The sequence below is a fragment of the Legionella worsleiensis genome (genome assembly GCF_001467535.1).
Lineage (GTDB): Bacteria > Pseudomonadota > Gammaproteobacteria > Legionellales > Legionellaceae > Legionella > Legionella worsleiensis.
On record NZ_LNZC01000012.1, the window covers coordinates 262,828 to 276,599 of the forward strand.

Here is a 13,772-nt window from a genome sequence, read left to right on the forward strand (position 1 = left end):
ATCCTGAATCAGGATGGGTACAGCCTGTCTCATGGTCATTATTGTCTTTTAATGAGGCGCTTTTGCGGGCGCTGGCGGACATCTGTACTCGGCGGCAATTTTGTTTTCAGCATCTACCGATTGGAGCAGGACTGGAAACTTCCATAAGTAATGAAGATGTCTCAGCACATCAGCTGTAGATTCCCCGAGCGGCGCTCGGTTTTGCTGCGTATGTCTTAGTGTAAGTGAGCGATCTCCTTGTAAATCAACGGAGTAAATTTGGATATCCGGTTCCAAATAACCCAAATTATACTGTTTGGATAGTGCTTCTCGTATTTTTTGATAGCCTGGCTCATTATGAATGGCGTGTACATAGAGTTCAGGGCTGCGGTCATCATCTACTATGTGAAATAATTTTAAGTCTCTGATGAGTTTGGGCGATAAATATTGAGCAATAAAACTCTCATCTTTATAATTTCTCATGGCGGTATCCAGGCTGGTCAGCCAATCGGTATTGGCCAGGTAGGGAAACCACTGTTTGTCTTCTTCGGTTGGATTCTCACAAATTCGTTTGATATCCTGCATCATGTGATAGCCTAAAGTGTAGGGATTAATACCGTTGTAATAGGGGCTGTTATAAGCCGGTTGCATAATCACATTAGTATGGCTTTGCAGAATTTCCAGCATAAATTCATCAGTAACCAAACCTTCATCATAGAGCGCATGTAAAATGGTATAATGCCAAAAACAAGCCCATCCCTCGTTCATTACTTTAGTTTGTCCCTGCGGATAAAAATATTGAGCGAGTTTTCTGACTATGCGGACAATTTCTCTTTGCCAGGGCTCCAGAAGTGGGGCATTTTTTTCTATAAAATACAAAATATTTTCCTGAGGCTCCTCTGGAAAACGCTTATTTGGATCATGTTCGTTTACGTGTTTGCCTTGCGGAATAGTGCGCCATAGCTCATTTACCTGAGATTGCATGTAAATCTCTCTGTTCTGCTGACGGATTTTTTCTTCCTGAATGGATAATGCAGCAGGATGTTTGTAGCGATCCACGCCATAATTCATTAAGGCATGGCAGGCATCAATAACCGCTTCAACTTCATCAATGCCATGACGTTCTTCACATTCACCAATGTATTTTTTGGCAAAAACCAGATAATCAATGATGGCGTCAGCAGATGTCCACATTTTAAATAAATAATTATTCTTAAAAAATGAATTATGCCCATAGCAAGCATGGGCTATTACTAATGCTTGCATGGCCATGGTATTTTCTTCCATAAGATAGGAAATACATGGGTTTGAGTTAATTACCAGTTCGTAGGCAAGCCCCATTTGTCCTCGTTTATAACTCTTTTCTACGCCTACAAAATGTTTGCCAAAAGACCAATGATGATATCCTATGGGCATGCCTACAGAGGCATAAGCATCCATCATTTGTTCAGCGCTAATGATTTCAATTTGATTTGGATAAGTATCCAGGTTAAAACTTTTGGCTATTCGAGCAATTTCACGGTCATAAGCCTGTATTAACTCAAAAGTCCATTCTGCACCAGTTGATAAAGGCTTTTTTTTCATGCCGTTTTCCTCTTGAATAATTCGCGAAATACTGGATAAATATCGGCAACATTATCAATATTTTCCATAGCAAAGTTAGGATAGTGCTCTTTAATCTGTTGATATACTTCCCACAGACTTTGGTGATGACGGGGCATAATTTCAATATAAGCAAAATACTGCAGTAAAGGCATGATTTTTTCCTGCAATAACTCTTGGCAATAGGGCGAATCCGCATTCCAGTTGTCGCCATCCGAGGCCTGAGCAACATAAATGTTCCACGCTTGAGGGGGGTAACGGGCTTCGATTAGGGTATGTAATAATTCCAGAGCACTGGAAACTACTGTTCCCCCTGTTTCCCGAGAGTAAAAAAACTCTTCCTCGTTGACTTCCTTTGCTGAAGTGTGATGACGGATAAAAACCAACTCAATTTTGTCATAATTTTTGGTGAGAAACATATACAGTAAAATGAAGAATCGTTTCGCAATATCTTTCTTTGCTTCATCCATAGACCCTGATACGTCCATTACGCAAAACATGACAGCTTGCGTTGAGGGAGCAGCTATGCGCACCCGATGATTATAGCGAAGATCAATGGTATCTATAAAAGGAACTGTTTTTATTTTTTTCTTATAAAAGGCGATGTCTCTTTCCAGTCTTGATAGCTCTACTTTATCAGGATTTGCGTGAGATTTGAGACGTTCCAGTTCTTCTTCTACCTCTCGCAGCCTTCTTTTGTAGGGTGATGCCAAGGCAACACGTCGACCCGTCGCCTGCTTCATTGAACGCAGTATATTGATGTTGTTGGGAATGCCGCTGGTTGTAACCCCTGCTCTAACGGTTTTATAGGTGCTGATGCGGGCTAATTCCTTTTTTACTAAATCAGGCAATTCCAAATCTTCAAAATAAAGTTCCAAAAACTCCTCACGAGAGAGCTCAAAAACAAAAGTGTCTTCACCTTCACCGCTATTACTGGCACTACCACCATCTCCTCCAGCACCGCCTCCGTTGGGTCTTTTTATACGGTCGCCCGTAATAAAATTATCATTTCCGGGTAACACTCGCTCTATATGGCCGCCTTGTCCTTTGTGAAAAGAGGGTTCGGAGATGTCTTTGGCCGGAATAGTGATTTGTTCACCCTGGTCTATCTCAGTAATACTGCGCTTGCCAACAGCTTCAGAAACGGCTCGTTTAATTTGATTTTTATATCGGCGCAAAAAGCGTTGGCGGTTGACCGTACTTTTTTTACCGGCATTTTGTCGTCTATCAATCAATTGCGACATAATAGTTGCTCCACACCTTGTTCAGGGTAAGGTTTATTTAATGTCAAGGTTGGGTGAGGAGAGCCTCCTCCCGCCTGTAGAGTGAATTGGCACCCAAAACACCAACCTTGATTGGTTTCACAACCTTTAAGTTATGGATAAGACCCTTATTGTGATTTGCGTACTCGCAAGTACCACTCACAAAGTAACCGAACTTGTTTGCGGGTGTAGCCTTTGTCTACCATGCGAGAAATAAATTCCTCATGCTTTTTCTTATCGTCTTCTGATGCTTTCGCATTGAAGGAAATAACGGGCAGCAAATCTTCGGTGTTGGTAAACATTTTTTTCTCTATGACCGATTTTAATTTCTCATAACTGTTCCAAACAGGATTTTTGCCGCGGTTATTGGCTCTGGCTCTCAATACGAAATTGACAACCTCATTACGGAAATCTTTAGGGTTTGAGATGCCCGCTGGTTTTTCAATTTTTTCCAGTTCAAGGTTTAACAATCCGCGGTCAAAAATTTCTCCAGTATCTGGGTCTCTATAGTCTTGATCCTGGATCCAGAAATCTGCGTAAGTAATGTAACGGTCGAAAATATTTTGTCCATATTCTGAATACGATTCGAGATAAGCCGTTTGGATTTCTTTACCAATAAATTCAACGTATTTGGTTGCTAAATATTCTTTAATGTAACTTAGGTAGGTTTCATGCACTTCTTGCGGGAACTGCTCTTGCTCAATTTGTCGTTCCAGCACATACATTAAATGCACCGGATTGGCAGCAATTTCGGTATGATCGAAGTTAAATACTTTGGACAGTATTTTAAATGCAAAACGGGTAGAAATTCCGCTCATGCCCTCGTCAACACCAGCAAAATCTCTATATTCCTGGTAAGATTTTGCTTTGGGATCGGTATCTTTTAAGCTTTCACCGTTATAAACACGCATTTTAGAATAAATGCTCGAATTTTGCGGTTCTTTCAGCCGGGTTAATACGGAAAACTGAGCCAACATGTCCAGAGTCCCCGGTGCGCAGTGGGCCTTGGCCAGAGAGCTGTTGTCTATGAGTTTTTGATATATTTTAATTTCTTCTGAAACACGCAGACAGTAGGGCACTTTGACTATATTGATGCGATCTATAAACGCTTCGTTATTTTTATTATTTCTGAAGGTTTGCCATTCGGATTCGTTGGAGTGAGCCAGAATGATTCCTTCAAAGGGAATGGCAGATAAACCCTCTGTGGCATTGTAATTCCCTTCCTGGGTTGCGGTTAATAGGGGATGCAAAACCTTGATAGGTGCTTTAAACATCTCTACGAATTCTAATAACCCCCGGTTAGCCCGGCACAGTCCTCCGGAGTAACTGTATGCATCCGGATCATCTTGAGAGAATTCTTCCAGTTTGCGAATATCCACTTTACCCACTAAAGACGAGATATCCTGGTTGTTCTCGTCTCCTGGCTCTGTTTTGGCAACAGCGATTTGTTTCAAGCGAGAGGGTTTTACTTTAATCACACGGAATTTACTGATGTCCCCGTTAAATTCTTGCAAGCGTTTTACTGCCCAGGGCGACATCAGATAGCGCAGGTAACGTGTAGGAATGTTGAATCGTTCTCTGAGCAATTCCCCATCTTCCTGAGGATTGAACAAGGATAAGGGCGATTCGAAAACAGGAGATCCTTTAATGGCATAAAAAGGGGTTTTTTCCATGAGATCTTTTAATTTTTCGGCAATAGACGATTTACCGCCACCAACAGGACCAAGCAAATATAAAACCTGTTTGGTTTCCTCAAGCCCCTGGGCTGCGTGTTTTAAGAAGCCAACGATTTGTTCTATGGGCTCTTCCATCCCATAAAATTCTTTAAATACAGAGTATTGATGAATGATTTTATTGGAGAATATTCGTGATAAAACGGGATCGTGCCGGGTATCTATTAATTCGGGTTCACCAATTGCCATAAGCAGCCTTTCCGCTGGGTTTGCATATGCAGAAGGATCCGTTTTGCATAACTCCAGGTATTCGTCCAGGCTCAAATCCTCTTCTTTGTTTTCTACAAAGCGCTTGGTATAGCCGGCTAAAAAATCTTGTGTATTCATATGCCATCCCCTTTTACTTATCCTTGTTCAGGATATAACGTGATACTTTATTATTAATTTTTGCATTTTTTGCTTATCGCTGGTAAAACCAAGATATAACATCTTTTATTACTAAGTATAGTAGACTAAACCAATTAATTTGATACATAAATCAATAAACTATATGTTTTTTTTATAGGAAAGCAATGACTATGCCAGACACTACCGTTTACTTGAAAAATTACCAAGCCCCCACTTTTACTGTAGATACAGTCGATTTGAATTTTGATTTATACGATGACCATGTTTTGGTTAAAAGCTCGCTCACTCTGCACCGTCAGCACGATGGCGCTCTGGTTTTATATGGTGACGAGCTTGAGCTTGTCGAGATAAAGATGAATGGCACCTTGCTTGAATCCTCTTGTTATACTCTTGAAAATGACAGTCTTATTATCAAAGACTGTTCTGATGAATTATCGCTGGAAATAATCACGAGGATCGAACCTCAGAATAATACGCAATTATCCGGTCTTTATCGTTCAAATCATTTATTTTGCACGCAATGTGAGGCTGAAGGATTCAGGCGCATTACATTCTTTCCCGACAGACCCGATGTTTTGGCAACTTACACGACAAGAATATCTGCAGATAAAAATCAGTATCCTGTTCTATTATCGAATGGTAATCTGATAGACAGTGGCGCAACAAATGACGGTCGTCATTGGGTCATCTGGCACGATCCTTTCAAAAAACCTTCTTATCTGTTTGCCTTGGTGGCGGGTAATTTAGCGTCTATTCACGATCAATTTATCACCTGTTCCGGTCGAACAGTCGATTTGCATATCTACGTCGAACCCGGCAATGAAGATAAATGCGCACATGCTATGGCATCTTTGCAGCGATCCATGAAATGGGATGAGGAAGTATACGGTCGTGAATACGATTTGGATATTTTTATGATAGTGGCAGTAAGTGATTTCAACATGGGGGCTATGGAAAATAAAGGATTAAATATATTTAATTCCAAATACATTCTCGCCAGACCTGATACCGCCACCGATCAGGATTTTGCCGATGTTGAAGGAGTAGTTGCTCATGAATATTTTCATAACTGGACGGGAAATCGGGTCACGTGCAGAGACTGGTTTCAATTAAGTTTAAAAGAAGGGTTAACGGTATTTCGTGATCAGGAATTTTCTCGTGATATGAATTCTCGAGATGTAAATCGAATTATGGATGTCAAGGCATTGCGCAGCCAGCAATTTCCAGAAGATGCCGGTAGCATGGCACATCCCGTTAGGCCTGAATCCTATCAGGAAATCAATAACTTCTACACTGCAACAATTTATAACAAAGGGGCTGAAGTTATTCGTATGCAGCATACGCTGTTGGGAAAAGAAGGGTTCAGGCGTGGGATGGATCTTTATTTCAAACGCCATGATGGCCAGGCAGTAACCATTGATGATTTTGTTGCTGCCATGGAAGATGCGAATGGGGTCAATTTAACCCAATTTAAACGATGGTACAGTCAGGCAGGCACTCCTGAAGTACGAGTTACATCAAATTACTTAAATGGATGTTTGACATTGACCTTGCAACAAAGTTGTAAACCCACACCAGAATGTCATGATAAAAAACCATTTCATATTCCCTTGCGAATTGCATTATTCGATGCTAAAGGCCAAATAATGCCCATAGATAATGAAATTTTAGAATTGAAAGAAGCACAGCAGAGTTTTGTATTTAAGGGATTAACTGAGCAACCCGTCGTTTCCTTATTGCGTGAGTTTTCTGCTCCTATTCGATTAAACGATGAATTGACTCAGGATGACTTATTATTTTTGTTATGTCATGAGACAGATGGTTACGCCAAATGGGATGCCGCACAACGCCTGGTCTTAAATTGCATCAAGGACTGTTTAAGCCTGCCAGAAACGCAGTGGCATGTTCCGGAGCGTTTGATTGCCGCTTTTGCTCACGTATTGCTTGATGAGTCTTTGGATGCTGATTTACGAGCAGAGTTGTTAACTCCCCCAGGTTTTGAGGAGGTTGCGGCTTCTTTAACACAGGTTGATGTCGGTCAGGTTGAAGCGGTGCGTGATTATTTTCGTCAACAACTGGGAATTCGGTTGTATGATTCTTTATCTCAAGTTTATCAACAATTATGGCAGACAGAAGATCATCAAATGCATGGCCAAGCCTATGGTCGCAGAAAATTAAGAAATATTTGTTTGTGGCTGCTGATGAAAGCCAATGAAGAAAAGAACCTGAATCTCTGCAAACAGCAATTTGGTGCAGCGAAAACAATGACGGATCAAATTGCAGGGTTTTCTCTATTAGTGAATGCGGCAGATGAATCCAGTAGAATCAAGGCTATAGGTGATTTTTATCAACAATGGTCGCACAATGAATTGGTATTGGATAAATGGTTTGCTTTGCAAGCCGCTGCAGAGCTGCCCGGAACTCTTGATGCGGTAAAACAATTATTGAACCACTCCGCATTCAGTATTAAAAACCCCAATAAAGTACGGGCGGTTATAGGCGCATTCTGCATGGCTAATCCACGGAATTTTCATGCGGTTGACGGAAGTGGTTATCAATTTCTCACCGATATGTTACTAAAAATTGATCAATTAAACCCTCAAATTGCCGCCAGGCTGGCAACGCCGTTTACCCGTTGGCAGCGTTATGATGCATCAAGACAAGCCTTAATGAGAAAGCAGCTGGAGCACTTGGCAAAACAGGATCTATCTCGTGATTTGCGTGAAGTAGTTGATAAAAGTCTGGTTATAACCTAAGACGCAGGATTGTACCGGATATGCCTTGAGTCATTAGGCTCAATCTTTTGATATTAACATGGTTTATTTAATTTATATCAGAGCATGTTGATTGATTATTGATCATATGCTAGATTGAGCCCCATTATTTAACACATATCCATTGCATTATGACACGGTCTTCAAGCTCTAATCCCTCTGAATTCAAACGAAAGCTGCAATTTTTATCTGACTATTTTCTTAATTCACATGAGCGACGTAAGGCCTGGATCTTGTTATCAGGTTGTGTCTTAAGTCTTTTAGCAATGACAGGCCTTCTTTTTGCGTTGGGCTTTTGGTTTTTTCCCTTTATTTACGCAGCGTTTATCGCTAAAGACGTTGTTTTGTTGCTTATTGGGGTAGGCGTTGGTCTTTTGATCGCCAGTGCTATGACCGGGATGAATTATTTAGCGAATTATTTTAAAAATAAGTTGTATGTGAGTTGGCGCTCTTGGTTAACGAAGCACATAATCAATCAGTTCCTGAATAATAAAACAAACTTTCTCACTATTGCACGAGTGTATCGAGATATAGATAATCCTGAACAACGCATACAGGAAGATATTGACAAATTGGTTGAGTCTTCTCTGGAATTGGTTTTAGGATTTATTAGTAATTTTTCTAATCTTGTTATCTATACCGTGCTATTAAGTTTAGCCGGTGGTTCACTATCTTTGGTTCTTTTGGGAACTACCCTGGTAATTCCTGGATTTCTAGTATGGGTAGCACTGGGGGTAGGTATTGTAACCTCGCTGATTGGCTACTACATCAACAGGTCATTACGGGAATCGACAAATCAAGAAATCATGGCGCACTCAAATTTACGGGCTGATTTACAGCATATTCAAACCTCTTCTGAAGAGATAGCACTAGAGCATGCAGAACACTACTATCAAAAACGGTTGGAGAAAGAAGTCGATGTATTAAATAAAAAAACGGCAAAACGTTTATCGATACAAAATGAAACAACTTCGTTTAATTTGTTTAATAGCGTTGTTCAAGCAATTATACCTCTCCTTGCTGCGGCCCCTTTATATTTCATGGATTTGATTTCTGTGGAGGTATTTTATTCAGTAGGATATTATTTTTCCATGATGACGCAATCGTTAAGCTGGTTTATCAATTCTTTTGAGACTATCAATAAATTTCAGACCAGTTTAGACCGTGTTATAGGCTTGCAAAATGTTTTGGAAAAAAATAACAAAGGTCAATCTACTGGAAAAATAATTCGTACTGTAAATCATCATGATGGAAATTTGCTGGTCAAAAAACTGCGGCTTAACTTGCATGAGAGTAATTATATAGTGATTAAAGGACTTAATCTGCAATTTGCTCCTGGAGTTCATACCCTGATTCAAGCCCCTTCTGGAGCAGGAAAAAGTAGTCTTTTTAAGGCGATAGCAGGAACCTGGTTATCTGGGGAGGGAGAAATTATTATTCCTAAAAGCCTTGAATCTGTTTATTTTTTACCACAGAAGCCCACTCTTCCTCAGGATACTTTAAGAAAAGTGCTCGTTTATCCTGATGCCAAGTGCCATTATTCTGATAGTCAATTAATTTCAGCTTTAAAATCTGTCAATATGGAAACACTTGCAGATAAATTAGATGAATATGTTGGCTTTAAATCACTAGGTGAACAACAAAGAATCGCATTTGCTCGGGTGTTGTTAAGAAAGCCTGACTGGATATTTTTGGATGAAGCAACCGCATCTTTGGATGAAGACGTTGAAGAGCAGGTTTATTGTCGTCTCAAGGAGCTCCTGCCTGATTCAACCATTATAAGTATTGCGCACCGTTCTACAGTCAGACGTCATCACGATAATGTATTATTTTTTAAAGTGAATGAAGATAAAGAGGTTCAAGTTGAAGAACAACACAGTTTGTCTGGTCGTGTTGCTAGAGATTGTGTTTCTGGTTTTTAGTTTTTCCTATTTTAGAAATACGTGTTGACAATTACTCCCGCCTACGTGCCTCGACTTGTTGACAATTGCTCCTGCCTACGTGCCTCGGCTTGTCCGAGGCATCCAAAAGATCTCGATTAAGTACAAGTTTCCTCATACAGATCTCGCCACTCGGGATTAAGATCTTCAATCAAATTAATTTTCCATAGAGTGCCATTGCGCTTACTCGCCATCATATAGACGTAAAATACGTTCATTTATTCTTTCTTGTTATCAAGTTTTGGACTCGCTTGAATAATATCATTCAAATTGAACTGATTACAGAAGAGTAGGCTTGTTATAAATCCTATGTTGTAGCATGATACCCTTTAGCTTAGCCCAAAGCTCATCATTGAGCATAAGTCTAGCCATTGCAAACTCGTTTTATACTTGGTTTCAGGGCCGTTATATTATGAGTTCGCTCTTGTTAATCAACGGATTAATGCGTTTAATTTAGCTGTATTTTTAATTTGAGCATCTCTTGGATGCCCCGGACAAGCCGAGGCACGCAGGCGGGGGGCAATTGTCAACACGCCCTATTAAAATAGATACTCAATTCAGCGCAATGCAGCGCTTTGGAATGTAACGAATGATTCAACGCTTTGCAGTTATTGGTAATCCAGTCGAGCACAGTCTGTCGCCATTGATTCATCAACTTTTTGCGCAGCAAATGAACACTGCGCTGTCTTATGAAAAAATTACTGGCGATTCATCTATTTTTGAACGACAGATTATGACGTTTTTTGCAAATCAGGGTAAAGGGTTAAACGTCACTGTGCCTTATAAACAAAGAGCGTTTGAGCTTGCTCAAGTGCGCACGTCTCGTTGCTCTCTGGCCGGTGCAGCCAATACTTTATGGATGGACGAAGCGGTTTTATATGCAGATAATACTGATGGAGCCGGCTTAGTCCGGGATTTAACACCAAAATTTGCAATAGAAAACAAAAAAATATTAATCATAGGGGCAGGGGGGGCGACTCGTGGAATTTTACATCCTTTATTGGCCATGAATCCCCAATCAATAACGGTTGCCAATCGTACCGTTGAAAAAGCGGAGCAATTGCAGCAGGCTTTTCCCCAAATCACGGTGAATAGCCTTGCCAGAGTCAATGGTTTTTTTGATTTGATTATTAATGCAACCTCAGCCAGCCTCGATGGACACAATCTGGCCTTACCAGAAGAATTAATGAGTTATCGGCCTTTCTGCTATGACTTGGCATATAATTTGCGTGACTCCACGCCGTTTGTTCGCCATGCTCAAGCGCAGGGATGCGGCGCTGTGGATGGTCTGGGGATGTTGGTTGAGCAAGCCGCAGAAGCGTTTAACATTTGGCATGGTTTTATGCCGGCAACAGCACCAGTGATACAGTTTTTGCGACCTGTTTAACTAAAAAAAGCTGTTACTTCGTCTGCGCAGGCAATGGTGTCATTGTATCCTAAGTCAATAAGTGTGCGCGTAAACTCTTTTTCAAAAAGTAAAAAACTCAACAGATCGCCCGAATGGTTTTTGGCGCCTAAAATATTCAACAGATAACGCAGCAAAGCGGGCATGCTTTGAAAATTCTCCTGGGCAACAGAGGCCATGTCTCGGCTTGGCCGAAGATGCAGGGTGGCTATAGGGCGCCAGGGTGACCGTCGTTTTTTCCACATGGAAAGAAGGGTTGCGATTTCATTCATGCGATTGACCATCTCAATATCTCTATCCAGATTATCCAGAAATACCCCATTCATCATGTTCCCCAGTATGTGGGCAAATGCGATGTCTCGGTTTCGCAAGGTTTCAGGATCAGTGAATTCGGGCAATTGACGTGTTCCCAGAATCATAATTTTATCAACATGAGCTCTAATGGCGCCTCGTAATGGTGTGCCGAGTCCGACACTCCCATCGCCGTAATGAAATCCGTCAAGTTGGATGGGTGGAAAAAAAAGAGGCAATGAACTGGATGCCAGAATATGTTCAATATTGATGGTTGCTCGTTGACTGCTGTGCCGAGGATAATGCCAATCTTCAAAGTCTGGTTCATGGTGATCGTAGAAAGATATCGTGTGGTGTGTTTCGTAGCGGGCAGTTATTACCTCGAAGGTATCCACAAATCCTGCAGCAATATTTTCCTTGATACGAGAAAAATCAATGGTTTCATCGAGAAATTGTCTTAAGGGCGAAGTATCAAGAAGATGACCGGATTGACGTTGTTTTATTATTAAGGTGCTTAGGTTGCGCATGACGGATTTACCCAGCTCGTAATTACTCGCTTTGTAGATCTGTTGGCAATGAATTTCACTCCAGATGGATTCGAGTTTATCGAGGCCTGCGGGAAAGTCATCTGCATTTTCGACAAGAACTGCGGCATTAATACTGCCTACACTGACCCCGCTTACCATGTTAAAGGGAATTGTTTTGGTTTGTAATATATGACCAATAGCTTTCAGCACACCTGCCTGATAAGCACCGCGGGCACCACCACCTGCTAAGTAAAGGGCTTTTTTAACCATCGTGATTCATTTTTTATTCTTATATTAAAAATATAGCTGATTTTAAAGCAAATTACCAAAGAAGAAATAGATACTTCATTTTTCCTTAATAATTAATTGTTATATTATTTGTATGATATTTAATCTGACAATTTAACTATGATACAAAATGGTAGTGGGCAAAGTGAATTGAGCATAATAAGATACATTGAGCGTCTTAAGGCTATGCAGCGCCCCATTGATTATCATGTGAGTCTGAAGGCAAAACAATCATTGTTAAGAACAGCTGTAGAACGTATTCCCTGGTTGTCAAAAGTATCCCTTAGCGTAGATGATGCTGCGGAAGCGGTGATTAAAATAGGTGAGCGAGTCAGTGATTTGAATGATTCATTTGGCAATGAGTCCGTCGCTCACGGCTTTCATCAAGCTGCATTGGTTATGTCCGCCCTTGATTTTGTGCGCATTCCATTCATTTATCTTGCTGCTTTTATCCTGAATGAAAAAATTCCCTTTAAACTGAGCAATAATGCTCGATGGATGTACTCTGGTTTTCTTTTGAGTCTTACCATTATTGCTCTGGTTATTCCTGTGACCGCTCCTGTGATTGCTTTTGTTGGCGCTGGCACAGGTTTTCTTTTTGGTGGATTTTTATTAATCAGAACGCTCTACACTCGATATACCTTGGGCAGGGAGCAAAGAGAGCTCCACATGCAACTATGGGAGGAAGAGGAAACCATGCGCTTGCTGCAAAGTGCTGCAAGTAAATTGGAAAAGCAACTAAGTGCTTCTCCTCATGATGAATCAATGATTTTAAAATGTACCGAATTAGAGAAAGATTATGAGGCACAAAAATCATTAATCCTTGAGTTAAAAAATAAAGAGTTGCGCATCAACCAAAAAATTGAACGTGTTGGAATGATGCCAGTTATGGATAAGACGGTCAGTCTTGGATTGACGTCATTATCTATCATTGGCCTCGTCCTGAGCCTTTTCTTTCTCTCCACTGGGCAGACTGTCTTGCTGGGGGTCGCAATAGCCGGCGGCATTTATCTTTTTGCACGATTGACTCCACCGCTATTGAGAGCTTTTGGTCATTGGTTATTGAATAAATTTAACTCATCTGAAGATTCGGCGCAAACAGACGAGCAATTATATGATGGCAACACACTAGCGAATTTGCACCGAGAGGTGCTGGATGAAACTGAAGAACTCAACGAAGAGAATTCTTTAACTGCCGAACACTTACATGCTGACAAAAATCCGACTGTCTCGCATGAGCAAGAATCAGACAGTGCTATGCAAATAAAAAGTCACAGGTCTTTTGATGACACAAGACAAGATGAATCTTTAGCTCTTAAACAGGTTATTGAGCAAAAAACTTCTGATGATCACAAAGAAGCCGAAACCGAACATCTCTCTAATACCACAAAGAACCAGGACCAGACAAACGAGACAGGTCTGGAAGGAGAGCAACATCCTTCTGAAAATCTTCATGGACTTATGGGTGAAATCCAAGCATATCCTCATTTTTTTACCCCCAAGTCAAAACAAAAATTAATTTCTGAACCAAAACCTCAATTGGTGGCAGTAGACGAGGCAAGCAAAGATGAGGAAGAACAAGAGGCTCCAGGAGAACACCCATAAGCCTCTTAAATAATCTTT

General features: G+C 40.8%; 8 protein-coding genes and 1 pseudogene. 4 read left to right on the forward strand and 5 right to left on the reverse strand.

Annotated features, from left to right (window positions below):
• Positions 1-48 precede the first annotated feature (48 nt).
• The 3 genes from Lwor_RS06995 to Lwor_RS07005 all read right to left on the reverse strand — a co-directional run bounded on the left by Lwor_RS06995 (position 49) and on the right by Lwor_RS07005 (position 4,903).
• The gene (locus Lwor_RS06995) at positions 49-1,563 is read right to left on the reverse strand and encodes a SpoVR family protein (RefSeq protein ID WP_058493177.1); all 1,515 of its coding nucleotides are present in this window, start codon (positions 1,561-1,563) and stop codon (positions 49-51) included.
• The gene (locus tag Lwor_RS07000) at positions 1,560-2,825 is read right to left on the reverse strand and encodes a YeaH/YhbH family protein (protein WP_058493178.1); all 1,266 of its coding nucleotides are present in this window, start codon (positions 2,823-2,825) and stop codon (positions 1,560-1,562) included. The genes Lwor_RS06995 and Lwor_RS07000 overlap by 4 nt, the downstream gene beginning before the upstream one ends.
• Before the next feature lie 146 nt (positions 2,826-2,971).
• Complete coding sequence (locus tag Lwor_RS07005) at positions 2,972-4,903, reverse strand: PrkA family serine protein kinase (RefSeq protein ID WP_058493179.1); 1,932 nt, start codon at positions 4,901-4,903, stop codon at positions 2,972-2,974.
• A 191-nt stretch (positions 4,904-5,094) separates the two neighbouring features.
• On the opposite strand from Lwor_RS07005, the gene pepN reads away from it, so the two are divergent.
• Both pepN and Lwor_RS07015 read left to right on the forward strand, forming a co-directional pair.
• The gene (gene pepN / locus Lwor_RS07010) at positions 5,095-7,680 is read left to right on the forward strand and encodes an aminopeptidase N (RefSeq protein ID WP_058493180.1); all 2,586 of its coding nucleotides are present in this window, start codon (positions 5,095-5,097) and stop codon (positions 7,678-7,680) included.
• 149 nt (positions 7,681-7,829) lie between these two features.
• Positions 7,830-9,620, forward strand: coding sequence for an ABC transporter ATP-binding protein/permease (locus Lwor_RS07015; RefSeq protein ID WP_058493181.1), 1,791 nt, complete (start codon positions 7,830-7,832; stop codon positions 9,618-9,620).
• A gap of 303 nt (positions 9,621-9,923) precedes the next feature.
• Here the strand turns inward: Lwor_RS07015 and Lwor_RS13955 are convergent.
• Positions 9,924-10,010 (reverse strand): annotated as a pseudogene (locus Lwor_RS13955) (IS5/IS1182 family transposase); the annotation flags it as partial.
• Positions 10,011-10,227: 217 nt separating this feature from the next.
• On the opposite strand from Lwor_RS13955, the gene aroE reads away from it, so the two are divergent.
• Positions 10,228-11,025: a shikimate dehydrogenase gene (aroE, locus tag Lwor_RS07020; RefSeq protein WP_058493182.1), complete on the forward strand. Its 798-nt coding sequence runs from the start codon at positions 10,228-10,230 to the stop codon at positions 11,023-11,025.
• Here aroE and Lwor_RS07025 read toward each other — a convergent pair.
• A complete protein-coding gene (locus Lwor_RS07025) occupies positions 11,022-12,131 on the reverse strand; it encodes a patatin-like phospholipase family protein (RefSeq protein ID WP_058493183.1) in 1,110 nt (369 codons plus the stop codon). The two genes, aroE and Lwor_RS07025, sit on opposite strands and share 4 nt — an antisense overlap.
• 168 nt (positions 12,132-12,299) lie before the next feature.
• On the opposite strand from Lwor_RS07025, the gene Lwor_RS07030 reads away from it, so the two are divergent.
• Positions 12,300-13,754, forward strand: a complete 1,455-nt coding sequence (locus Lwor_RS07030) for a hypothetical protein (protein WP_147279864.1) — start codon at positions 12,300-12,302, stop codon at positions 13,752-13,754.
• Positions 13,755-13,772: the final 18 nt, after the last annotated feature.